This window comes from Pseudomonas sp. (assembly GCF_030684895.1).
Taxonomy (GTDB): domain Bacteria; phylum Pseudomonadota; class Gammaproteobacteria; order Pseudomonadales; family Pseudomonadaceae; genus Aquipseudomonas.
The window spans coordinates 15,568-35,678 of record NZ_JAUXXP010000049.1 but is presented as its reverse complement, the minus strand read 5'-3'; the positions used below and the strand labels follow the sequence as shown (position 1 = coordinate 35,678).

Here is a 20,111-nt window from a genome sequence, read left to right as displayed (position 1 = left end):
AACGCCGACGAGAGCAAGCCTTCGTCGGCGCTGGAAATGGCAGGGGCAGTTGAACCGCCCCTGCCGCCGTGGTCAGTGGGTTGGCGAGAATCAGAACGCGGGAACCACCGCGCCAGAATATTTCTTCTCGATAAAGGCTTTGACTTCAGGGCTGGTCAGAGCAGCCGAGAGTTTCTTGATTGCATCGCTGTCCTGGTTGTCCGGACGCGCCACCAGGTAGTTCACGTAAGGCGAGTCACGACCTTCGATCACCAGGGCGTCCTTGCTTGGGTCCAGCTTGGCTTCCAGGGCGTAGTTGGTGTTGATCAGCGCCAGGTCAACCTGATCCAGCACGCGCGGCAGAATGGCGGCTTCCAGTTCCTTGAACTTGAAGTTGTGCGGGTTCTCGGCGATGTCTTTCGGGGTTGCCTGGGCGTTGCTTGGATCTTTCAGCGTAATCAGGCCGGCCTTCTGCAGCAGCAGCAGCGCGCGACCACTGTTGCTACCCTCGTTGGGGATGGCGATGGTGGCGCCGTTCGGCAGGTCTTTCAGGGATTTGTACTTGCTCGAGTAACCACCGAAAGGCTCGACGTGCACGCCTTTGACGATCACCAGGTCAGTGCCACGGCTGGAGTTGAAGGTGTCCAGGTAAGGCTTGGTTTGGAAGTAGTTGGCATCCAGCTGCTTCTGCTGCACCTGCAGGTTCGGCTGCACGTAATCGGTAAAGACTTTGATATCCAGATCGACGCCATCCTTGGCCAATTGCGGCTTGATCAGCTCAAGGATTTCAGCATGCGGCACGGGGGTCGCAGCGACAACCAGTTTCTCGCCGGCGTGCGCCAGGGTTACGGAAAGCGCAGCAGCCAGAGCAGTGAGCAGCAAAGTCTTTTTCATTGTGATTTCTCTCAGTTCGTATGCCCCAGCTGGATCTTCAGCTGCGAGCGGATCAGATTTCGCACCTGCCGGTTAGGCTCGGTTGCTGCCGACATTACTGAGAATTTTTATTCCCTTAAAATACTAAATAATTATTTTATTATTCGATTATTGAATATTAGATTATCCAGTCAGTGCGCCTAGAGTGTGCACAGCTGATAGCAGCAGAAGCCGCTGCGACACCCTTCAAACCGCGAATTACAGATGAGCCTCGCCATGCTTGCCGATTACCTTGCCCGCTTCCCCCGCCTCGAACTGGTGCCCACCGCAACCCCTTTGGAAAAACTTGAGCGGCTGTCCAAACACATCGGCCGGGAGGTTTTCGTCAAACGGGACGACATCACACCTTTCGCCTTGGGCGGCAACAAAGTGCGCAAGCTCGAATTTCTCGCCGCCGACGCACTGGCTCAGGGCGCCGATACCCTGGTGACAGCAGGTGCTATCCAGTCCAACCACGTCCGCCAGACTGCTGCGGTGGCCGCGCGCTTGGGGCTGGGCTGCCTGGCATTATTGGAAAACCCCATCGACAGCCGCGACCGTAACTACCTGAGCAATGGCAATCGCTTGTTGCTTGAGTTGTTTGCCGCCGAGGTGGAGTTGGTGGCGAATCTGGATACGGCCGATCTACTGCTGGCCGAAGCCGCCGACCGCTTGCGAGCGGCAGGCAAACGCCCCTATGTGGTGCCCATTGGCGGCTCCAATGCCCTTGGCGCCCTGGGCTATGTACGTGCCGGCCTGGAGCTGGCGCAGCAGATCAAACAGAGCGGCCAGCAATTTGCGGCCGTGGTGCTGGCCTCGGGCAGCGCGGGAACCCACAGCGGCCTAGCCCTGGCTCTGGAATACGCCCTACCTGGTACTCGGGTCGTGGGCGTTACCGTGTCGCGCCCGGATGCCAGCCAACGGCCCAAGGTCGAAGGCCTGCTGCAGCGCACCGCTGAACTGTTGGGCGTCGATGTGCCTGCCGGGCTGCGTATCGAGCTATGGGATCAGTACTTTGCTCCACGCTATGGCGAAGCCAATGCCGGCACACAGGCAGCCATTAAGCTGCTGGCGCGATACGAAGGTCTGCTGCTCGACCCGGTCTACACCGGCAAAGCCTTTGCCGGCCTGCTGGATGGCATTGCCAAGCAGGCATTCAGCGCTGCAGGAGCAGTGCTGTTCCTGCACACAGGCGGATCTCCAGCGCTGTTTGCCTACCACGGCGCGGCAGAGGGATAGCCCACCAAATATTCCAATAAAATATATATAAATAATTTATTAGTATTTTATTGCATAAAAGAATCTCTCTAGAGTGGCGCCACTTCCCACTCACTGCGAGGATCGCCTTATGCAGCTCTCTTTACTACGCCGCCAATTCGCTGCCGTTGGTTTCGGCCTTGCCCTTGCAGCCGGCTGGGCTGGGCACAGTGTTGCCGCTGATGATCTGCTGCTGCAGATCCAACAACGCGGTGCCATCAACGTTGGCCTAGAAGGCACCTACCCGCCGTTCAACTTTCAGGATGAAAGCGGCAAGCTGACCGGTTTCGAAGTGGAGTTCGCCCAAGCCCTGGCCAAAGAACTGGGCGTCAAAGCCGAGTTTCAACCGACCAAATGGGACGGCATCCTCGCAGCCCTGGAATCCAGCCGTCTGGATGTAGTGGTCAATCAGGTGACCATTTCCGAAGAACGCAAGAAGAAGTACGACTTCTCCGCGCCTTATACCGTCTCTGGCATTCAAGTATTGACCCGCAAGGGCCAGCAAGGCCAGTTCAGCAAACCCGCTGATCTGAGCGGCAAGAAAGTCGGTGTGGTACTGGGCACCAACTACGAACAGTGGCTCAAGGACAATGTGCCTGGGGCCGACATCCGTACCTACGACGATGACGCTACGCGCAACCAGGACGTGCGTGTTGGCCGTATCGACGCGATTCTTGGTGACCGCCTCGCGGCGTTCGAGCTGATCGCCAAAACCGGTGACAGCCTGGCTGTAGCCGGCGAGCCCTTTGCTCCGCAGCAAGCCGGTATTGCCTTGCGCAAAGGCAACCCAGAATTGCTGGCGGCCATCGACAAGGCCATTGCCAAACTGCGTGCCGATGGCACCCTCGCGGCGATCTCGCAGAAATGGTTCAAGGCTGACGTGACCCAATGATCGAAGCAAGCCTGCAGCTTGCGCTGAACTCCGCGCCCTTTCTCCTCAAGGGCGCGCTCTACACTGTGGTGCTGAGCCTTGGCGGGATGTTCTTCGGACTCCTGCTGGGCTTTGTCCTGGCCATTTCGCACCTCTATGCCATCCCCCCTGTTCGCTGGCTGGTGCGCATCTACGTCTCGTTCTTCCGTGGCACCCCGCTGCTGGTGCAGCTGTTTATGATCTATTACGGCTTGCCGCAGGTGGGTATTCAGCTGGAACCGCTGCCAGCGGCCTTGATCGGCTTCTCCCTGAATATGGCGGCCTATATCTCGGAAATCCTGCGCGCCGCCATCGCCTCGATTGATCGTGGCCAGTGGGAGGCCTCGGCCAGCATCGGCATGAACCGCGTGCAGACGCTTTATCGCACCATCCTGCCGCAGGCCGCGCGTACCGCCCTGCCGCCGCTGGGTAACAGCTTTATCTCACTGGTCAAAGACACCGCCCTGGCCGCCACCATCCAGGTCCCAGAGTTGTTCCGTCAGGCGCAATTGATCACCGCGCGCACCTTCGAGATTTTCACCATGTACCTGGCTGCCGCGCTGATTTACTGGGTATTGGCCAGCGTTCTGGCCCACCTGCAAGGCCGTCTGGAAGCACGCGTCAACAAACACGAGCAGGACACCCCATGATCAGCGTGCGCAACCTGAGCAAATCATTCAAAGGCCAGGAAGTCCTCAAAGGAATCAACCTGGATATCCAGCCCGGCGAGGTGGTGGCGATTATCGGCCCGAGCGGCTCAGGCAAGACCACCCTGCTGCGCTGCCTGAACCTGCTGGAGGAACCGACTGGCGGCACGATCCGCGTTGGCAACATCGAAATCGACGCGGCCCGACCACTCAGCCAACAACAAACACTGGTACGTAAACTGCGCCAGCATGTCGGTTTTGTGTTCCAGAGTTTCAATCTGTTCCCCCACCGCACCGCGCTGGAGAACGTTATCGAAGGCCCACTGGTGGTGAAGAAGCAAGCGCGTGCGTCAGCCACCAGCCGTGGCCGCGCCCTACTGGCCAAAGTTGGTCTGGCCGGCAAGGAAGACGCCTATCCCAAACGTCTTTCCGGCGGCCAACAACAGCGGGTAGCCATCGCACGCGCCCTGGCCATGGAACCGGACGTGATCCTCTTCGACGAACCCACCTCAGCCCTCGACCCCGAACTGGTCGGTGAAGTGCTCGCCACCATCCGCGGCCTGGCCGAAGAAAAGCGTACCCTGGTGATCGTCACCCACGAAATGAGCTTTGCCCGTGACGTGGCCAACCGCGCGATCTTTATCGACAAGGGTGTGATCGTCGAACAGGGCGACGCCAAACAGCTGTTCAGCAGCCCGCGCGAGCTGCGCACCCAACAATTCCTCAGCAAGTTTCTCGGTGATGCGGTGCTGGGCGCCTGAAGATGACTTCTCCCGAAGTGAATCGATATGCTCCACGGCGCGCCTGTATAATGCCGCCCACACGTACCAGCCATGCCCGTTGCATGCAACTCATATGCAACAGCGCGTCAGAACGCAGCAATTCACCGGTCAATTAATTGAAAAATATCAATTTAAATCAACAAGCTATATCTAGGCGTTTTAGTGTAGCGCCGATGATGGATTGGACTGATCGGCACTGCCGCTTCTTCTTGCGCCAGCTATCTCAGCACGCCCTGTTGTATACCGAGATGGTCACCACTGGGGCCATTCTGCATGGCGATACGGCGCGTTTTCTGCGCCACAGCGTGGCCGAATATCCGCTGGCCCTGCAGCTGGGAGGCAGCGTGCCGGCGGATCTGACGGCCTGCGCCAAGCTGGCACAAGAAGCAGGCTATAACGAGGTCAACCTCAATGTGGGCTGCCCCAGTGACCGGGTGCAGAACAACATGATCGGCGCTTGCCTGATGGGCCATCCGCAGCTGGTCGCCGATTGCGTCAAGGCCATGCAGGATGCGGTAAGCATCCCGGTGACGGTGAAGCACCGCATTGGTATCAACGGCCGCGACAGCTATGCCGAGCTGTGCGATTTCGTCGGCACCGTGCGTGATGCCGGCTGCCGCAGTTTTACTGTGCATGCGCGGATCGCCATCCTGGAGGGCCTCTCGCCCAAGGAGAACCGCGAAGTGCCGCCGCTACGCTACGAGGTGGCGGCGCAGCTCAAGCAGGACTTCCCCGAGCTGGAAATAATCCTCAATGGCGGCATCAAGACCCTGGAAGATTGCCAGCAGCACCTGCAAACCTTCGACGGTGTGATGCTGGGCCGCGAGGCGTACCACAACCCTTACCTGTTGGCCCAAGTGGACCAGCAGCTGTTTGGCTCAACGCGCGCCGTAATGAGCCGCTTCGAGGCCATGCTGAGCATGCGCGGCTATATCGCCGCGCACCTCGCCGAAGGCGGCAGCATGCACCACATCACCCGCCATATGCTCGGCCTGGGCCAGGGTTTCAATGGCGCGCGACGCTTTCGCCAGCTGCTCTCGGTGGATATTCACAAGACCAGCGAACCACTGGCGCTGTTCGATCAAGCGGCGCAATTGCTGCAAGGCCGCTGACTCGGGTAAGGTCGGTGCACCTGCAACGACAAGGCTGTGTCATGACCTCCAAGCTGGATCAACTCAAGCAGTTCACCACCGTGGTCGCCGATACCGGCGACCTCGACGCCATCACCCGCCTGAAGCCGGTCGATGCCACCACCAACCCTTCCTTGCTGCTCAAAGCCGCTGCCATGCCTGGTTACAGCGAACTGCTGAAAAACGCAGTGACTGCCAGTAATGGCGACTTGGGCCTGGCCTGCGACCATTTTGGCGTCGCGGTGGGCGGTGAAATCCTCAAAATCATCCCCGGTCGCATCTCCACCGAGGTGGATGCACGCCTGTCGTTCGACACCCAGGCCACCCTGCGCCGCGCCGAACGCCTGATTGGTCTGTATGAAGAAGCTGGCATTGGCCGTGAGCGCGTGCTGATCAAGATCGCCTCGACCTGGGAAGGCATCCGCGCTGCCGAGCAGCTGGAAAAGGCGGGTGTCCAGTGCAACCTGACCCTGCTGTTCAGCTTCGCTCAGGCCCAGGCCTGCGCCGATGCCGGTGTCTTTCTGATTTCGCCCTTCGTCGGGCGTATCTACGACTGGTACAAGAAGGCCGAAGGCCGCGATTTTGTCGGCGCAGAAGACCCAGGCGTGCAGTCGGTTACGCGCATCTACAACTACTACAAGGCCAACACCTACCAGACCGTGGTAATGGGCGCGAGCTTCCGCAATATCGGCCAGATCGAACAATTGGCCGGCTGTGACCGCCTGACCATCAGCCCCGAGCTGTTGCAGCAACTGGCCGATGATCAGCAGCCACTGGCGCGCCAGCTCAGCCCTGGCAAGGCTGCCGAAGCCAAGCAGAGCCTGAGCGAAAGCCAATTCCGCTGGGCGATGAACGAAGATGCCATGGGCACCGAAAAGCTCGCCGAAGGCATTCGTCTGTTTGCCCGCGATCAGGAAAAGCTGGAAAAACTGCTGACCGCTCAAACCTAAATGGCCTGAATGCAAAAGGGGCGCTCATTGAGCGCCCCGTTTGTTTAACCACTTTAATCAGTGATGTTCGAGGGCATTGACCAGATCGTGGAAGGCTTCGCGATTGGATTCATTCAAGCCCATCAGAATGCGGTGCGCTTCCAGCACCTTGGCGCGCACCAACTCTTCTGATTGATCCTGCGATGGCAGATCATCCAGACAATCCGGGCACGGCACTGGCGTGTCGACGATATTGAAGACCTGATCAAACCCCATCGACTGCAGCAAGCGCGTGATATCGGCGTGAGTGGTCACCACTGTCGGCAGCAGGCCGATCTTCTGCCGCGAGAGAATCGACAGCTTGGCCAGCAGGCCAAGGGTCGTGCTATCAATACTGCGAGTCTCGGTGAGATCAATCACGATGGCTGAGAAATTCAGCGCGGTGAAGATTTTCTCGATGGTCGAATCCAGGGCCGAACACAGCGTCAGGCGCACTTCACCGACAAACTTCAAGATGAAGGTGCCATCTTGTTCGGCAAACTGGATTCTACCGGGGCTTATCCCAGGGTTCATGCAAGGTTCCTGCTTAACACCAGCAAGGCAATATCATCCGGCATATCCCCCAGATTGGCCAGCCCAAAAGCCTTGCGCAAGCCATCTAGGGTGCCACCTGCGGAACTGATCAGCTGCGGCAGCAGGGTTTCCTTGTCTTTCAAGGTATCGCCCGGCAGCAGATCAAGGATGCCATCGGAGAGCAGCGTCAAGCTGAAGGCCTCAGGCAGCTCAAGCTCCAGATCGTTGTATTCAGCCTCAACAAACAATCCAACCGGCAGGCCACGCCCTTCCAGGTAATGCGCTTGGCCGTCGCTGTAGAGCACCGGCAGCGGCAGATGGCCGCCAATGCTGTAGGTCAGGCGGTTGTTGGCCTGGTCGATCACGCCACCGAGCATGGTCACGTGCTTGCCCAGCTTGCAGTTAATCAGGCCACGGTTGATATGGCCGAGCACTTCAGAGGGTTTGAAATCTGGCAAGTTGCCACCGCGGCGCGACTCGTAGAGCAGGCGGGTGGTCATAAACTTCAGCAACACGGTGATAAAGGCCGAAGACGCGCCATGCCCGGACACATCGGCCAGATAAAACGCGATACGGCTGTCATCCACACGGAAATAGTCGACAAAGTCGCCCGACAGGTACAGCGAAGGAATGATCTGGTGGGCGAAGTTCAAGCCATCGGCCTGCCAGGGCGTCACCGGCAGCATGTTCATCTGCACCTGGCGCCCGGCGTTCTGATCTTCCTGCAACAGGTGCAGGCTGGCTTGCAGTTCGCGGTTGGCGGTTTCCAGCTCGTCGCGGTAGCGCTGGTTTTCCAGGCGCAAGTTGGCGCGATCCAGCGCGCGGCGCACTGAATGCTCAAGCACGGCAAGATCGGCCAGGGGTTTGATCAGGTAATCGGCAGCGCCCAGGCGCAAGGCCTCGACGGCATCGCTCATCACGCCTGCACCGGACACCACGATCACCGGGGTTTCCACTTGCAGGGCGTTGATACGGCGGATCAGCTCGAGGCCATCGACTTGCGGCATGCGCAGATCGCAGATCACCAGATCCGGCGACTCGGCATGAAAGACTTCCAGCCCCTGCAAGCCATTGGCGGCCTGCAGCACATGAAAACCACTGTCTTCCAGGTAGGCTGCGAGGCTCGCACGCACTACGTCGTCGTCATCGATTATCAGCAGCGTGGCACTGGTTTTGTGCATGAGGTATCCAGGCAAACTGCGCCGGGTATGGGTTGGCTTATGCATGCAGAGCTAGTGTCTGCAGGCGCGAACTCGGCTTGCTTCAAGGCGCAGACGGTACTCCCATCCGCAACGTGATTCAAGCGCATGCCGGTCGTCGCCCTACGACTTTACACCTCAAATCGGCGAAGGTTATAAGAGCTGCAGGACAGCCCCCCATAACAAGAGGAAAAAGCCCATGAGCCAAAATGATCGTGCTTACAGTGAGAAACGCGATTACATCCGCATGCGGCTAGAGGCCCCCGTCACCCTGCACCATGACGGCAAGGAAATTCCCGCACTGTGTCTCGACCTGTCCAGCACCGGCATGCAGCTGGAAGCCGAGAGCGCGGTGAAGATGGGCGACAAGGTGCGCGTGCACATCGCCTCTGATCACAACGAATTACGCGGCCTGGACGCCCAAGCCGAAGTGATGCGCGTCAGCACGACGGAAGATGGCCGCCAGGCATTAGGCTTGGCGATTATTTCCATGAACTGACAAGGCTTAGACAACAAAAAGGCGGCCTTTTATAGCCGCCTTCGCCACACAAAAGACGACTCAGAAATCGTCTTCGACCTCGCCATCGCGCACTTTGAATTCGCGATTCTGCAGGTAGGCATTGCGGATAAAGATGTACTTGTCACCACTGACCATACGCTCAGCCTTGAGCAAGCTGGCCCGCAGGCTAACTGTCTCCACACCGATCACCACATTACGCGTAGGTACATGGTCGATGTGCATGGGTGCAGTCAACATGGCGTCAGGGACGCGACCAAAGGTATCACGCACGGTGCTCGGCCCCAGCAGTGGCAGCACCACGTAAGGACCGCTCGCCAACCCCCAAGCGCCGAGTGTCTGACCAAAATCCTCATCGCTGCGCTGCAGCCCCATTTTCGTCGCTACATCAAAGAACCCAAGCAGACCGAAGGTGGTATTGAAGATCAAGCGACCACTGTCCACGCCAGCGTTGTGCAGCTTAGCCTGCAACAGGTTGTTGGCCAGATTGCGAACATCACCGATATTGCGAAAGACATTGCTTACACCGTCTTCAACAAACTGCGGCGTCACCGCCTGATACCCCTTAGCCAATGGTTTGAGGGTGTAGGTATCAACGTTATCGTTGACCCGGAACATAAAGCGGTTGTAGCCCTGCCAAGGGTCTTCTTCATTGGCTTGCGCCAGTGCAGGCAACAACAGCACACCGGCACAGGCTATTAACAGGCTCAATCGTTCAATCCAGCTTGCACCGGTCACACGCATCACAGTCGCTCCTTGAAAATGCTCAGGCTGCCGCAGGCGGCCAAATCAGGCCGCGCAGTATAAGGCGGCAGCCCCCTAAATAGGCAGCATAGCGGACGAACAAATAGCTGAAAAATCTTACCGTCGGTTGCCGTACAGCTCAGCGATCAGCTGCATGCGTAGAGAAATAAAGCCTTCATCTGCCTGTAACCTGAAGGCGCTAGCCTGGACTAGACCATTTTCAAGGACGGCCCATGAAAACGCCCGCCAGCCTGCCCGCTTTCAACGCCATATTGTTTAGCCTGTCCGGCTGCCTGGTTGATTTTGGCGCTCGCACCATCCCCCTCACCCTTCAACGCCTCTACCCAAAGGCAGCCAATCTGCAGAGCCTGCCGCACGCTCTGGGCCGTGAGCCTTTGACTGAAGAGTGGCAAACCTACCAGCAGGCCCTCTGCGAGACCGCATGCGAGCATGCCGAAGCCACGTATGCTGCCCTGCCCTTGCTTGAACAGCTGCACCAGCAAGCGGTGCCCTGCGCCTGGCTGGATGAACTGCCGCGTGACGCCAGCATCAGTCTGGCCAGCGCCATCCCCGACTGGCTGACAGGTACACCCAGCCACAACCATCGCCCCTGGCCGGCGCCCGATGCTATCTGGCTCAGCCTACTAGAACTGCAGGTAAATCAGCTGGAAGGCTGCGTGCTGGTCAGCGGCGAACCGCGCCTGCTACAAGCAGCACTGAATGCCGGTATCTGGACCATCGGCCTGGCCATCAGCGGCCCGCTGTGCGGCCTAGCACCGGCTGACTGGCAAAGCCTGCCAATGGGCGAACGCGATCGACTGCGCAGCCAGGCCACATTGAGCCTGTACCGCCTTGGCGTGCACTCGGTAATCGACCAACTCAGCGACCTGCCCACCTGCCTGGCGGACCTCAGCCTGCGTCGCCACAAGGGCGAAAAGCCCTGAGCCAGGGCCAGATTGCCTGCTGAATCGGTGCCTCAAGCTTGACCCAAAGCAAGCAAAGCCTGCCGGCTTGGATTAACCTGAAGGCATGCAGAACCTTTCGCCCCTGCGCAAGGTCAGTCAATCTGTCGACTAACAAAGGGAGAACTCCATGCCTGCAAGCCGCCTGCAGCAACAACTGCAAGACCTGCGCGACCAACTGGCCGAGCAACCGCCACTGACTGAAGAAGAACGCGCCGAACTGTTTGTGCTGACCCAGGGAATTGAACTGCAACTGGCCCGTCAGGCTGCAGCTGCCCCTGACGCAACCCTGATCGACGGAGTCAACCTCGCGGTGGAACGCTTCGAAGCCAGCCATCCGACCCTTGCCGGCACCCTGCGCAATATCGTGCAGAGCCTGGCCAATATGGGTATCTAAGCGCACGCAGCACTAACAAAAACCCCAGCTCTAGCTGGGGTTTTGCATTACTGGCGCACCAGTCGGTGATTATCCGGGCTGAAGGGCCTGCTGCTGCGATAGGGATTGATATCCAACCCGCCACGCCGCACATAACGCGCATATACCGTCAGGTGCTCAGGCTTGAGCAGGCGCTGCAAGTCGAGAAAGATTCGCTCCACGCACTGCTCGTGAAAATCCGCATGCTGGCGAAAGCTCACCAGGTAGGCCAGCAGACTGGCGTGATCCAGCGCCAAGCCACGGTACTGCACCACCAGCGTGCCCCAATCCGGCTGGCCGGTGACCGGACAGTTGGACTTGAGCAGATGGCTGTGCAGAGTCTCTTCGACCACCCGTTCCGTATCGCAACGCAGCAGTTCAGGCTGTGGCTGCGCATAGTTGCTGATAACCACATCCAGCTCATCAACACAGACACCTGACGCGGCCTGCACACCCTCGGCGGTTACCTCAGCCAGGCTACGCACACGTACGCCAACCGGCTTGCCAGCGGCCGCCGAGAGGTCCTGCACCAGCACCGCCGCCAGTTCGTCAGGCGTGTTGAACACCGACTGGTTTAGCGAGTTGAGGTACAGCTTGAAGGATTTTGACTCGATGATATTTGGCGAGTCGGCGGGAATGGCGAACTCACCCATGGCCACCACCGGCTTGCCCGACGGCAACAGCCAGGACAGCTCGAAACAGTTCCAGAAATCCACACCCTGATACGGCAGTGTCTCGGCGCTCAGGCCCAACTCGGCCCATTTAGCGGCACGCGGAATCGGGAACAACAAAGACGGGGTGTAGGTAGCGATGTACTCGCTGGATTTGCCCAGTGGCGAATCTTCGGCGGCGGGATGCATGGAAAAAACCTGGCTAGTCGAAATGCAGCGATTGTATACAACTTAAAAGGCAGATCCAGCGCGGCAAGGCCAATACCGGCCTTGCCGCAGCAGCATCAGGCCAGCTCAGCTACTACCGCAGCCAGCGCCTGGGCGGGATTGGCTGCCTGGCTAATCGGCCGGCCGATCACCAGATAGTCCGAGCCTACATCCAACGCCTGACGCGGAGTCAGAATACGGCGCTGGTCATCCTGGTCGCTGCCGGCCGGACGAATCCCCGGCGTCACCAGTTGCAACGCCGGATAAGCGGCCTTCAGCGCCTGCGCTTCCTGAGCCGAACACACCAGACCATCCAGACCAGCCTGCGCCGCCAGCCCAGCCAAACGCAGCACCTGCGCCTGCGGTTCGAGATCCAGGCCAACACCGGCCAGGTCTTCGCGCTCCATGCTGGTCAGCACGGTTACGCCGATCAGCAGCGGTTTGGCCCCAGCAAGCTTGTCCAGGGTTTCGCGGCAGGCCGCCATCATGCGCAGGCCGCCCGAGCAGTGCACATTGACCATCCACACGCCCATCTCGGCCGCAGCCTTAACGGCCATGGCGGTGGTATTGGGAATGTCGTGGAATTTCAGGTCGAGAAACACCTCGAAGCCTTTGCCGGCCAGCACGTTGACGATCTCCGGCCCGCAACGGGTGAACAGCTCTTTGCCCACTTTTACCCGACACAACGTGGGATCAAGCTGATCAGCCAATGCCAGCGCGGCATCACGGGTCGGGAAATCCAGGGCAACGATGATCGGGGTCTGGCAGGCGGACATGGGCAGGCTCTCGGGCAAGACAAATTCGGCGCGCATTGTAGCGGATGCGCTACCTGCTTGCCGCTCCGGTGATCCGCTCGCCTCGCTCATGCTCAAGCAGATAAGCGCTTGCCGCTACTCGGCAGGCTCAGCCACAAGCACATCCGGCGCCGCAAACGCCTGGCGAAAGCTGAACGCCTGCGCGCTGGCGCCCTGCTCACGCAGCAAGGTCAGGCGCTCGGCAGCCTCCTGCACCGATGGTCGATGCCCCGCCGGCACCCACCACAGCACCATATGCGCCGCACTGACTTTGCTGAACCACTCCTGGCGGCGCTTGAGCATCTCGGTATGGGCGGACGTGTAGACGTAATCGCTGAGCGCCTGCACATCGCACCAAACGGACAGATTCACCAGCACATCATCGCCAAACGGGCGAAACGCCGTGGCATCGCCCGCCTCGTCCTGTAAGCGCCAGATATAACCGGGCGAGGCTTCCGCCAGCGCATTGATGCGCTCCAGATTGGCGACAAAATCGGCCATGCTCGGCGACTCCAGCGGTTCCTTCATCGTGGCGATATTCAACTGCGCGAGTTGATAGCTAGACATCAATGCTTTCCTTATTAAGTAAATCCCTAATGACCACTGCCCTCATTGAGCCCTACAAGCGCATCACAGCTTATATGCACATGGCCCGCGACTCAGCGCGCCATGGGATCATCCCAGAATGAGCGTTCGCTTTCCTGGGTAACATCCGCACGGCTTAAACCGAGATCCTTCAACGCCGCATCATCGAGCATGGCCAAACGCCGCCGCTGCTCGGCCAGCTGCCACCAGCGGGAAAACTGGCGGCCAAGCGCACGCAGTACTTCAAACAGCCGGCGGCCCTGGAAGCGTCCGGCACTGGCTAATGCATAACCTTTTTGACCTTTCATCTCGTCGCCCTCCTTGTGGGGTTGGCGACAGTCTCGCGCTCGGCTTATGATCAATCCAACGAATGTTTCTTATGCAATGTATCTCGGAGATTGATGTATGGCCAGCTACCCGAGCATCGACAGCGAACTGCTGCGCACCTTTGTCGCGATTGCCGATCACGGCGGTTTTACCCGCGCTGCGGAAATGGTCAACCGCACCCAGTCGGCTGTCAGCATGCAGATGAAGCGCCTGGAAGAAGATGTGGTGCAGCGCCCGCTGTTTCTGCGCGACGGGCGTCAGTTCAGCCTCACAGCCGAGGGCCAGCTACTGCTGAGCTATGCCCGGCGCATCCTCAAGCTGCACGCCGAGGTGATGAACAGCATGCGCGAGCCGCATATGGTCGGCACCGTGCGCATCGGCACGCCGGACGACTACGTGATGCGCTTTATGCAGGGCATTCTGGTGCGGTTCGCCCAATCCTACCCGCTGGTGCAGGTCGAGTTGCACTGCGAGCCTTCGTTCCAGCTGTTGCAACGCCAGGATCTGGACTTGACCATTGTCACCCGCGAGCCGGGCACCGAGATTGGTCAACTGTTGCGTCAGGAACATCTGGTCTGGTCACAGGCGCGCAACGCCAACCTGCATGAGCTGGAAACCCTGCCGCTGGCGATGTTCAATTCGCAGTGTTTCTGTCGCTCTTGGGCCTGCAACGGCCTGGAAGCACTGGGACGCAACTTCCGCATTGCCTACACCAGCCCCAGCCTGTCGGCGATCATGGCGGCGGTCAGCGCCGGTCTGGCGATTACCGCCCAGCTGCACAGTCTGATCACCCCAGACTTGCAGATTATTGGCGAGGCCGAAGGCATGCCGTCCCTGCCCTCCGCCAGCATCGTGCTGCTACGCAACAGCAACACGCAAACCCAGGTCACCGAGACCCTGGCCGAACAGATCGTCGAAGGCTTTAGACTTTAAGCCCGAGCAATACCGCACAGAGCAGCAGAAAGCCGGCAAACAGACCGCGCAATACCCGTTCAGGCAACGCATGGGCGAACTTCACTCCCCAGCTGATGCTCAGCAAACCGCCCAACGCTAAAGGGGCGCCCAACAACCAATCGACGTGATCATGCACGGCATAGGTCGCCAGGGTGACGGCCGTACTCGGCGCCGCCAACGCCAGAGAAAGCCCTTGCGCGACCACCTGACTGGTACCGAACAGCGTAGTCAGCACCGGCGTCGCCAACACTGCGCCGCCTACGCCGAATAGGCCGCCGAGCAAACCGGCGCCGCTGCCCAGCAGCGTTAGCCAAGGCCAGGGATAGCGCATCCCCACCGAGAGCATGGCCGGCTTGCTGTACAGCCGCGAGAGGTTATAGACCGCCAGCATCACCAGGAAAACCACGAACCCCAGGCGCATGCGCTCGGCATCCACAGTGACGGCCCAGCGCGCCCCCAGCACGGCAAACAGCAAGCTGGGCACCGCCAGGGCCAACGCATGGCGCCAGTCGATACGGTTGCGCTGGTGATAACGCCACAGCGCCAACAGCACATTCGGCACCACCATCACCAGCGCCGTGCCCTGGGCCAATTGCTGATCCAAACCAAACAACACGCCAAGCGCCGGAATGGCGATCAGCCCACCGCCAATCCCAAACAGGCCACCCAGAGTGCCAAGGGCCAGCCCTAGCAGAAGGTTCAAGGCAAAGTCGAGCAAGGTCATCGATAGGCTCCAGAGTGAAGCTGCACAGCCTAGTTATTCGCCACTAGCCGCGAAACGCACAGCAACGCAAAATGGCTATGCATATAACGCACAGCAAGGCCTGACCATGAACCCCGATAGCCTGACCGACCAACTCAGCCTGTTTCTCGATGTGCTGGAAACTGGCAGCTTTTCCGCCGCAGCCCGTCGCCACCCGCTGACGCCCTCGGCAGTGGCTAGGCGCATCGATGCCCTGGAACGCTCATTAGGCAGCAGCCTGTTCAGTCGCAGCACCCATGCCGTGCGCGCCACGTCTGCCGGCCTGGCCTTTGCCGAGCGCGCGCGGCGCATTCTCGCCGAGCTGCACCTGGCCCGCGCCGAAGCCGTATCACTGAGCAGCGCACCGGAAGGGTTGATTCGTATTGACGCACCCGCGCCATTCGGTCGACGCCACCTGGCCCCGGCGATTGCCGAATTTCTGGTCGCCTATCCGGGGCTGGATGTGCAATTGCGCCTGATCGACAGCTTCGTCGATCTGCATGGCACCCACTTGGGTGAAGTCGACCTGGTACTGCGCATCGGACCGCTGGCCGACACCCGCCTGGTCGCCACCGCGCTGTCGCCGATGGTCCGGATCGTCTGCGCCAGCCCCGACTACCTGGCGCGTCGCGGCGTGCCGCGCAACCCAAGCGAGTTGCTGGAGCACGACGGCCTCGACTGGGACAGCCTGGCGCCGCCCTATGCCTGGCGCTTCGAGCAGGACGGCAAACTGCAGCTGTGCCGCCCCAAACGTCTGCGCATGACCGCCAACAACGCCGAAGCGCTGCTGTTCAGCACCCTCGCCGGCCTGGGCATCGCCCATTTGCCGACCTGGCTGATCAGCGATTACCTGCTGCGCGGCGAACTGCTGCCGCTGTTCTGCGAAAACGGCCTGCCCGCTCCCGAGCCCAGCGGCATTTACGCCCTGCGCCTGGAACGGGAAACCGACTCGCGCAGCCGCTTGTTGCTGGAATTCCTCAAGGCCCGCTTTGGCCCGGTAGCACCCTGGGATCTGGCGCTGCAAAGCGGCTTACAACGCAGTCAAAGGCTGCAATAGAGGCAGAAAAAATGATCGGAAATCTTTTTTAGCGTCGCGCAGCGACGACCCGAAGGGTAGCCGCCATGGATGGCTGGCCATAAAAAGCCCGACTCAAGGTCGGGCTTTTTCTTCTCGCCGTTAAAGCCGATCTTAGACCGGAGCTTTAGCGCGGGATTTGTATTCACCGGTACGGGTGTCGATTTCGATCCAGTCGTCGATGTTGCAGAAATCAGCGACTTTGATCTCGGTGCCGTTGCTCAGCTTGGCTGGCTTCATCACTTTGCCGGAAGTGTCGCCACGGGCGGAACCTTCGGTGTAGGTGATCTGGCGAACGATGGTGGTCGGCAGGTCAACCGAAACCACTTTGCCTTCAAAGAATACGGCTTCGCAGACGTCGGTCATGCCATCAACGATGTACGGCATTACGCTTTCCAGATCATCTTTGTTCAGCTCGTACTGGTTGAACTCTTGGTCCATAAAGACGTAGTTCGGTTCGCTGTAGTACGAATAGGTCACGTCTACGCGATCAAGGATTACCGGCTCCATTTTGTCGTCGGCTTTGTACACGGTTTCAGTTGAGGAGCCGCTCAGCAGGTTCTTCAACTTCATTTTAACGATGGCGCTGTTACGACCGGATTTGGTGAATTCGGCCTTCTGGATCAGCCAAGGTTGGCCGTCGATCAGGGCCACACTGTTGGGCTTCATTTCTTGTGCGGTTTTCATACGAATATCCGGGTTTGGATGGAATTACAAAATTCTTGGCCGCGTATCATAGCCAATTTAGGTAAAACTGCACCAGCGCCTCGGCAAGATCGGCCTGAGAGGCCCGTTGCAGACACCACTGCTCGGCGTGTGCCTGCTGCGCTGGCCAGCCTTGTAGCAGCTGATTCCAGCTTTCTTTGACCGACTGACCGGTATTCCAGGCATGCCACAGCTCGACCAGGGCGCGCTGCCCATCCGCTGATAAGCCCTCCTTATAAAGAGCAAGAAACGCGTCGAGTTTTTCCAGATGGACGTTGTCTGCTTGCTCATAGATATGCCAGAGCAACGGCCGCCCGGCCCATTGCGCACGGATAAAGGAGTCCTCGCCGCGCACCGCATTGAAGTCGCAACTCCACAGCAGCCGGTCGTACTGATCCTGCTGGATAAACGGCAGCACCTGGATATGCAGTTGGCCACGCTGCTGCACATCTCCAGCGCGCATGGCTGTGCAACCGAGCCAAGCCTGCAGATCCGCCAGAATGCGCCCTTCCGGCACCAATAACTGGCTGGCGTGCGCGTCTGCAGCCAGGACATCCAGCCAGCTGGCCAGCGCAGCGTTCTCATAGGCAAACAGGGAGATCAGCCGAGCGCCTGACAACGGCGTTACCCCAATGCTGCGCAAAAATACATCGCGTGCGCTGCTGTCCGCCTGAAACGCCCGGCGTTGTTGCAGCAACTCGCGCTCACGCAATAAGCCGCCACTGCCTGCAGTAAAACCAGGAAAAAAGAAAAACTTCGACAAGCCATTGGACTGCAGCGAAGGCAAACCATGGCAGCCCTCAACCCACTCCTCGGCGCTGAGGTACTCCAGATTGAGCCAGAGCACTTTCTGCTTACGCGTGGCCATTGCCGCGATATAAGCGGCCGGCAATTCACAGGCAAACGCCTCAATCACCACATCCGCAGGCTCAACCGCCTGCCACTCGGCACGCCATAAACAGACCTCGACCCCTTGCTGGATTTGCCGCAGCGCCTGCGCATCAGCCTGCGGACACAGGCGCACAAACGCGCCAAGATCATCCACCCACAAGCGCACGGCCAAGCCATGCTCGGCCACCAACTGTCGCGCCAAGCGCCAGGTCACCCCGATATCGCCGTAGTTATCAATAACGCTGCAGAAAATGTCCCAAGTCGCCTTCATGCCCAACCCCAATCGCTAGGCGCGCAGTCTAACAAGCGCCCGGCGACGGTAGTTTGACACTGAACCCGCTGGCCGATAAATGACGTTAACAAAACGTACGTTTTGCCGTACGCTACGCGCAACGACATAGGAGGCCAGTCCCCATGCAAACCCTAACCGCAAGCGAAGCACGCACAAACCTGTACCGGCTGATGGATCAATCTGCCGAATCGCACCAGCCCATCCTGATTTCAGGCAAGCGCACCAACTCCGTTTTGGTGTCGGCCGAAGACTGGGACGCGATTCAAGAGACTCTGTATTTGCTGTCAGTTCCTGGCATGCGCGAGTCCATCAAGGAAGGCATGGCCGAGCCGGTCGAGGAATGTGCTAAGGAACTGGATTGGTGAATTGGCAGCTCGTCTACACAAAGCAAGCGCAGAAAGATGCACAGAAACTGGCAGCGGCCGGCTTAAAGGACAAAGCTAAAGCCCTGCTGGCAGTCGTACAGGACAACCCGTTTCAGAACCCTCCTCCCTATGAAAAGCTGGTCGGGGATCTCGCCGGGGCCTACTCGCGCCGCATCAACATTCAGCATCGGCTGGTTTATATGGTGCTGCAGGATGAACAGGTGGTGAAGGTTCTGAGGCTCTGGTCGCACTACGACTGATAAAGGTTTTCGACACTCTGTCGACACCACCAAACGCCAGAAAGCAAAAGGCCCCGACAACTTTTTAGTTATCAGGGCCTTAGCTGAATCAATATGGCGGTGAAGGAGAGATTCGAACTCTCGATACGATTTCTCGTATACACACTTTCCAGGCGTGCTCCTTAAGCCACTCGGACACTTCACCGGGGTTCGACGGTCATTGCTGTCTGTCGAGGCGCGCTAATCTAGCCGAACAGCCCTGCAAAGGCAAAAGCTTTTTTCAAAAGATTCATGCGCTTATGCCAGATGCAGGGATCAGTCGTGACCTTTGCAAGTCTGGCTCGAATCGCCGCTAGGCAAATAGAACAAAGCCCTGGGAAATAAACAGGCTGACGGCAACAAGCGCAGCAATCGCTGACCAGCCAGTCAGCCATCGTGCTTTACCTGACCGGTGCGGATGAGTAACGTCTGCTGCACTTCAGCACAAGGAACCCGACCATGAGCGACCTGATCAGCTACCAACTCGACGATGGCATTGCCACCCTGACCCTGTGTAATGGCAAGGTGAATGCCATCTCCCCGGATGTGATCACCGCGTTCAATGCGGCTCTGGATCGCGCCGTGCAGGACAAGGCCATCGTGATCATCACCGGCCAGCCGGGCATTCTCTCCGGTGGCTACGACCTCAAGGTGATGACTTCCGGCCCGCAGAATGCGATCGATCTGGTAGCTTCCGGCTCCACCCTGGCGCGCCGTATGCTCGCCCACCCCTTCCCGATCATCGTCGCCTGCCCGGGCCATGCGGTGGCCAAGGGCGCCTTTATCCTGCTCTCGTCCGACTACCGCATCGGCGTCGAAGGTCCGTTCAGCATCGGCCTCAACGAAGTGCAGATCGGCATGACCATGCACCACGCCGGCATCGAGCTGGCCCGTGATCGCCTGCGCAAATCGGCCTTCCACCGTTCGGTGATCAACGGCGAGATGTTCGACCCGCAAGGCGCTGTGGATGCCGGTTTCCTCGACAAGGTGGTGCCGGCCGAGCAGCTGCACGCCACCGCCCTGGCGGTTGCCCAGCAGATGAAGAAGATCAACATGACCGCGCACAAGAACACCAAGCTGAAAGTGCGCAAGGCGCTGCTCGAAGCCCTCGACCAGGCGGTCGAGCTGGACAAGAAGCACATGGGGTAAACACACCCCGTAACACCGCAAAGCCCGGCTCATGTGCCGGGCTTTTGCATTTAATGGCAAAACAGTGGCTAACCGGCAAGCAATCTGCCCAGGCTGTATTACTTTTAACAGGTAAGGCCA

The 20,111-nt window shown here is 59.2% G+C and carries 26 protein-coding genes and 1 tRNA gene; 14 read left to right on the top strand and 13 right to left on the bottom strand.

The window, feature by feature from the left end; genetic code table 11:
• Window positions 1-90: 90 nt before the first annotated feature.
• Window positions 91-873 carry a MetQ/NlpA family ABC transporter substrate-binding protein gene (locus Q8M42_RS10745; protein WP_304868514.1) on the bottom strand — a complete coding sequence of 261 codons (783 nt, stop codon included), beginning with the start codon at window positions 871-873 and terminating at the stop codon, window positions 91-93.
• Between the two features lie 255 nt (window positions 874-1,128).
• On the opposite strand from Q8M42_RS10745, the gene Q8M42_RS10740 reads away from it, so the two are divergent.
• The 6 genes from Q8M42_RS10740 to tal all read left to right on the top strand — a co-directional run bounded on the left by Q8M42_RS10740 (window position 1,129) and on the right by tal (window position 6,567).
• Window positions 1,129-2,130, top strand: a complete 1,002-nt coding sequence (locus Q8M42_RS10740) for a D-cysteine desulfhydrase (protein ID WP_304868516.1) — start codon at window positions 1,129-1,131, stop codon at window positions 2,128-2,130.
• A 109-nt stretch (window positions 2,131-2,239) separates the two neighbouring features.
• Window positions 2,240-3,040 carry a cystine ABC transporter substrate-binding protein gene (gene tcyJ, locus Q8M42_RS10735; protein ID WP_304868518.1) on the top strand — a complete coding sequence of 267 codons (801 nt, stop codon included), beginning with the start codon at window positions 2,240-2,242 and terminating at the stop codon, window positions 3,038-3,040.
• Window positions 3,037-3,708, top strand: a complete 672-nt coding sequence (gene tcyL, locus Q8M42_RS10730; RefSeq protein WP_304868520.1) for a cystine ABC transporter permease — start codon at window positions 3,037-3,039, stop codon at window positions 3,706-3,708. Before tcyJ ends, tcyL begins: the two co-directional genes overlap by 4 nt.
• Window positions 3,705-4,466, top strand: coding sequence for an L-cystine ABC transporter ATP-binding protein TcyN (tcyN, locus tag Q8M42_RS10725; protein WP_304868521.1), 762 nt, complete (start codon window positions 3,705-3,707; stop codon window positions 4,464-4,466). The genes tcyL and tcyN overlap by 4 nt, the downstream gene beginning before the upstream one ends.
• A 137-nt stretch (window positions 4,467-4,603) precedes the next feature.
• On the top strand, window positions 4,604-5,599 hold the full coding sequence (gene dusA / locus Q8M42_RS10720) for a tRNA dihydrouridine(20/20a) synthase DusA (protein ID WP_304868522.1): 996 nt from the start codon (window positions 4,604-4,606) through the stop codon (window positions 5,597-5,599).
• A 41-nt stretch (window positions 5,600-5,640) separates the two neighbouring features.
• Window positions 5,641-6,567 carry a transaldolase gene (gene tal / locus Q8M42_RS10715; protein WP_304868523.1) on the top strand — a complete coding sequence of 309 codons (927 nt, stop codon included), beginning with the start codon at window positions 5,641-5,643 and terminating at the stop codon, window positions 6,565-6,567.
• Between the two features lie 57 nt (window positions 6,568-6,624).
• Here the strand turns inward: tal and rssC are convergent, their stop codons facing one another.
• On the bottom strand, window positions 6,625-7,107 hold the full coding sequence (gene rssC / locus Q8M42_RS10710) for an anti-sigma factor antagonist RssC (protein ID WP_275963607.1): 483 nt from the start codon (window positions 7,105-7,107) through the stop codon (window positions 6,625-6,627).
• An 8-nt stretch (window positions 7,108-7,115) separates the two neighbouring features.
• Window positions 7,116-8,300 (bottom strand): two-component system response regulator RssB, encoded by a 1,185-nt coding sequence (gene rssB, locus Q8M42_RS10705; protein WP_304868524.1) that lies wholly within the window; start codon window positions 8,298-8,300, stop codon window positions 7,116-7,118.
• Window positions 8,301-8,517: 217 nt separating this feature from the next.
• On the opposite strand from rssB, the gene Q8M42_RS10700 reads away from it, so the two are divergent.
• On the top strand, window positions 8,518-8,817 hold the full coding sequence (locus Q8M42_RS10700; RefSeq protein ID WP_304868525.1) for a PilZ domain-containing protein: 300 nt from the start codon (window positions 8,518-8,520) through the stop codon (window positions 8,815-8,817).
• Window positions 8,818-8,877: 60 nt separating this feature from the next.
• On the opposite strand, the gene Q8M42_RS10695 is transcribed toward Q8M42_RS10700, so the two are convergent.
• On the bottom strand, window positions 8,878-9,579 hold the full coding sequence (locus Q8M42_RS10695; protein ID WP_304868526.1) for a VacJ family lipoprotein: 702 nt from the start codon (window positions 9,577-9,579) through the stop codon (window positions 8,878-8,880).
• Between the two features lie 233 nt (window positions 9,580-9,812).
• Between Q8M42_RS10695 and Q8M42_RS10690 the strand changes: the two genes are divergently transcribed.
• Both Q8M42_RS10690 and Q8M42_RS10685 read left to right on the top strand, forming a co-directional pair.
• A complete protein-coding gene (locus Q8M42_RS10690) occupies window positions 9,813-10,523 on the top strand; it encodes an HAD family phosphatase (RefSeq protein WP_304868528.1) in 711 nt (236 codons plus the stop codon).
• A 148-nt stretch (window positions 10,524-10,671) separates the two neighbouring features.
• A complete protein-coding gene (locus Q8M42_RS10685) occupies window positions 10,672-10,938 on the top strand; it encodes a DUF4404 family protein (protein WP_304868530.1) in 267 nt (88 codons plus the stop codon).
• Window positions 10,939-10,985: 47 nt separating this feature from the next.
• Here Q8M42_RS10685 and queF read toward each other — a convergent pair whose 3' ends face one another.
• The 4 genes from queF to Q8M42_RS10665 all read right to left on the bottom strand — a co-directional run bounded on the left by queF (window position 10,986) and on the right by Q8M42_RS10665 (window position 13,521).
• Window positions 10,986-11,816, bottom strand: a complete 831-nt coding sequence (gene queF, locus Q8M42_RS10680; protein WP_304868532.1) for an NADPH-dependent 7-cyano-7-deazaguanine reductase QueF — start codon at window positions 11,814-11,816, stop codon at window positions 10,986-10,988.
• Between the two features lie 95 nt (window positions 11,817-11,911).
• Window positions 11,912-12,610: an orotidine-5'-phosphate decarboxylase gene (gene pyrF / locus Q8M42_RS10675; protein ID WP_304868534.1), complete on the bottom strand. Its 699-nt coding sequence runs from the start codon at window positions 12,608-12,610 to the stop codon at window positions 11,912-11,914.
• Between the two features lie 114 nt (window positions 12,611-12,724).
• A complete protein-coding gene (locus Q8M42_RS10670) occupies window positions 12,725-13,195 on the bottom strand; it encodes a DUF3291 domain-containing protein (RefSeq protein ID WP_304868536.1) in 471 nt (156 codons plus the stop codon).
• Window positions 13,196-13,287: 92 nt separating this feature from the next.
• Window positions 13,288-13,521 carry a DUF1127 domain-containing protein gene (locus Q8M42_RS10665; RefSeq protein ID WP_304868538.1) on the bottom strand — a complete coding sequence of 78 codons (234 nt, stop codon included), beginning with the start codon at window positions 13,519-13,521 and terminating at the stop codon, window positions 13,288-13,290.
• 97 nt (window positions 13,522-13,618) lie between these two features.
• Between Q8M42_RS10665 and Q8M42_RS10660 the strand changes: the two genes are divergently transcribed.
• Entirely contained in the window at window positions 13,619-14,473 is an 855-nt protein-coding gene (locus Q8M42_RS10660) for a LysR substrate-binding domain-containing protein (protein ID WP_304868540.1), read from the top strand.
• Here Q8M42_RS10660 and Q8M42_RS10655 read toward each other — a convergent pair.
• Window positions 14,463-15,218, bottom strand: coding sequence for a sulfite exporter TauE/SafE family protein (locus Q8M42_RS10655; RefSeq protein ID WP_304868542.1), 756 nt, complete (start codon window positions 15,216-15,218; stop codon window positions 14,463-14,465). The two genes, Q8M42_RS10660 and Q8M42_RS10655, sit on opposite strands and share 11 nt — an antisense overlap.
• Before the next feature lie 106 nt (window positions 15,219-15,324).
• Between Q8M42_RS10655 and Q8M42_RS10650 the strand changes: the two genes are divergently transcribed.
• Complete coding sequence (locus Q8M42_RS10650) at window positions 15,325-16,293, top strand: LysR family transcriptional regulator (protein WP_304868544.1); 969 nt, start codon at window positions 15,325-15,327, stop codon at window positions 16,291-16,293.
• Window positions 16,294-16,425: 132 nt separating this feature from the next.
• Here Q8M42_RS10650 and efp read toward each other — a convergent pair whose 3' ends face one another.
• Both efp and earP read right to left on the bottom strand, forming a co-directional pair.
• Window positions 16,426-16,998, bottom strand: coding sequence for an elongation factor P (gene efp, locus Q8M42_RS10645; RefSeq protein ID WP_090247751.1), 573 nt, complete (start codon window positions 16,996-16,998; stop codon window positions 16,426-16,428).
• A 46-nt stretch (window positions 16,999-17,044) separates the two neighbouring features.
• Window positions 17,045-18,178, bottom strand: a complete 1,134-nt coding sequence (earP, locus tag Q8M42_RS10640; protein ID WP_304868547.1) for an elongation factor P maturation arginine rhamnosyltransferase EarP — start codon at window positions 18,176-18,178, stop codon at window positions 17,045-17,047.
• A 143-nt stretch (window positions 18,179-18,321) separates the two neighbouring features.
• Between earP and Q8M42_RS10635 the strand changes: the two genes are divergently transcribed.
• Both Q8M42_RS10635 and Q8M42_RS10630 read left to right on the top strand, forming a co-directional pair.
• Window positions 18,322-18,564, top strand: coding sequence for a type II toxin-antitoxin system Phd/YefM family antitoxin (locus Q8M42_RS10635; protein ID WP_090505392.1), 243 nt, complete (start codon window positions 18,322-18,324; stop codon window positions 18,562-18,564).
• Window positions 18,561-18,824: a Txe/YoeB family addiction module toxin gene (locus Q8M42_RS10630; RefSeq protein ID WP_304868550.1), complete on the top strand. Its 264-nt coding sequence runs from the start codon at window positions 18,561-18,563 to the stop codon at window positions 18,822-18,824. Before Q8M42_RS10635 ends, Q8M42_RS10630 begins: the two co-directional genes overlap by 4 nt.
• Window positions 18,825-18,918: 94 nt before the next feature.
• On the opposite strand, the gene Q8M42_RS10625 is transcribed toward Q8M42_RS10630, so the two are convergent.
• Together Q8M42_RS10625 and Q8M42_RS10620 are read right to left on the bottom strand one after the other, a co-directional pair.
• Window positions 18,919-19,008 (bottom strand) — tRNA-Ser (locus Q8M42_RS10625).
• A gap of 40 nt (window positions 19,009-19,048) precedes the next feature.
• A complete protein-coding gene (locus Q8M42_RS10620; protein ID WP_304868552.1) occupies window positions 19,049-19,237 on the bottom strand; it encodes a hypothetical protein in 189 nt (62 codons plus the stop codon).
• Between the two features lie 64 nt (window positions 19,238-19,301).
• Here Q8M42_RS10620 and Q8M42_RS10615 point away from each other — a divergent pair, with 64 nt between their 5' ends.
• The gene (locus Q8M42_RS10615) at window positions 19,302-19,991 is read left to right on the top strand and encodes a crotonase/enoyl-CoA hydratase family protein (RefSeq protein WP_160014529.1); all 690 of its coding nucleotides are present in this window, start codon (window positions 19,302-19,304) and stop codon (window positions 19,989-19,991) included.
• The last annotated feature ends 120 nt before the right edge of the window (window positions 19,992-20,111 follow it).

Coding starts and splice junctions, on each gene's coding strand:
- Q8M42_RS10745 (WP_304868514.1), bottom strand. CDS start 873: ATGAAAAAGACTTTGCTGCTCACTGCTCTGGCTGCTGCGCTTTCCGTA.
- Q8M42_RS10740 (WP_304868516.1), top strand. CDS start 1,129: ATGCTTGCCGATTACCTTGCCCGCTTCCCCCGCCTCGAACTGGTGCCC.
- tcyJ (WP_304868518.1), top strand. CDS start 2,240: ATGCAGCTCTCTTTACTACGCCGCCAATTCGCTGCCGTTGGTTTCGGC.
- tcyL (WP_304868520.1), top strand. CDS start 3,037: ATGATCGAAGCAAGCCTGCAGCTTGCGCTGAACTCCGCGCCCTTTCTC.
- tcyN (WP_304868521.1), top strand. CDS start 3,705: ATGATCAGCGTGCGCAACCTGAGCAAATCATTCAAAGGCCAGGAAGTC.
- tal (WP_304868523.1), top strand. CDS start 5,641: ATGACCTCCAAGCTGGATCAACTCAAGCAGTTCACCACCGTGGTCGCC.
- rssB (WP_304868524.1), bottom strand. CDS start 8,300: ATGCACAAAACCAGTGCCACGCTGCTGATAATCGATGACGACGACGTA.
- Q8M42_RS10700 (WP_304868525.1), top strand. CDS start 8,518: ATGAGCCAAAATGATCGTGCTTACAGTGAGAAACGCGATTACATCCGC.
- Q8M42_RS10695 (WP_304868526.1), bottom strand. CDS start 9,579: ATGCGTGTGACCGGTGCAAGCTGGATTGAACGATTGAGCCTGTTAATA.
- Q8M42_RS10690 (WP_304868528.1), top strand. CDS start 9,813: ATGAAAACGCCCGCCAGCCTGCCCGCTTTCAACGCCATATTGTTTAGC.
- Q8M42_RS10685 (WP_304868530.1), top strand. CDS start 10,672: ATGCCTGCAAGCCGCCTGCAGCAACAACTGCAAGACCTGCGCGACCAA.
- queF (WP_304868532.1), bottom strand. CDS start 11,816: ATGCATCCCGCCGCCGAAGATTCGCCACTGGGCAAATCCAGCGAGTAC.
- pyrF (WP_304868534.1), bottom strand. CDS start 12,610: ATGTCCGCCTGCCAGACCCCGATCATCGTTGCCCTGGATTTCCCGACC.
- Q8M42_RS10670 (WP_304868536.1), bottom strand. CDS start 13,195: ATGTCTAGCTATCAACTCGCGCAGTTGAATATCGCCACGATGAAGGAA.
- Q8M42_RS10665 (WP_304868538.1), bottom strand. CDS start 13,521: ATGAAAGGTCAAAAAGGTTATGCATTAGCCAGTGCCGGACGCTTCCAG.
- Q8M42_RS10660 (WP_304868540.1), top strand. CDS start 13,619: ATGGCCAGCTACCCGAGCATCGACAGCGAACTGCTGCGCACCTTTGTC.
- Q8M42_RS10655 (WP_304868542.1), bottom strand. CDS start 15,218: ATGACCTTGCTCGACTTTGCCTTGAACCTTCTGCTAGGGCTGGCCCTT.
- Q8M42_RS10650 (WP_304868544.1), top strand. CDS start 15,325: ATGAACCCCGATAGCCTGACCGACCAACTCAGCCTGTTTCTCGATGTG.
- efp (WP_090247751.1), bottom strand. CDS start 16,998: ATGAAAACCGCACAAGAAATGAAGCCCAACAGTGTGGCCCTGATCGAC.
- earP (WP_304868547.1), bottom strand. CDS start 18,178: ATGAAGGCGACTTGGGACATTTTCTGCAGCGTTATTGATAACTACGGC.
- Q8M42_RS10635 (WP_090505392.1), top strand. CDS start 18,322: ATGCAAACCCTAACCGCAAGCGAAGCACGCACAAACCTGTACCGGCTG.
- Q8M42_RS10620 (WP_304868552.1), bottom strand. CDS start 19,237: ATGGCTGACTGGCTGGTCAGCGATTGCTGCGCTTGTTGCCGTCAGCCT.
- Q8M42_RS10615 (WP_160014529.1), top strand. CDS start 19,302: ATGAGCGACCTGATCAGCTACCAACTCGACGATGGCATTGCCACCCTG.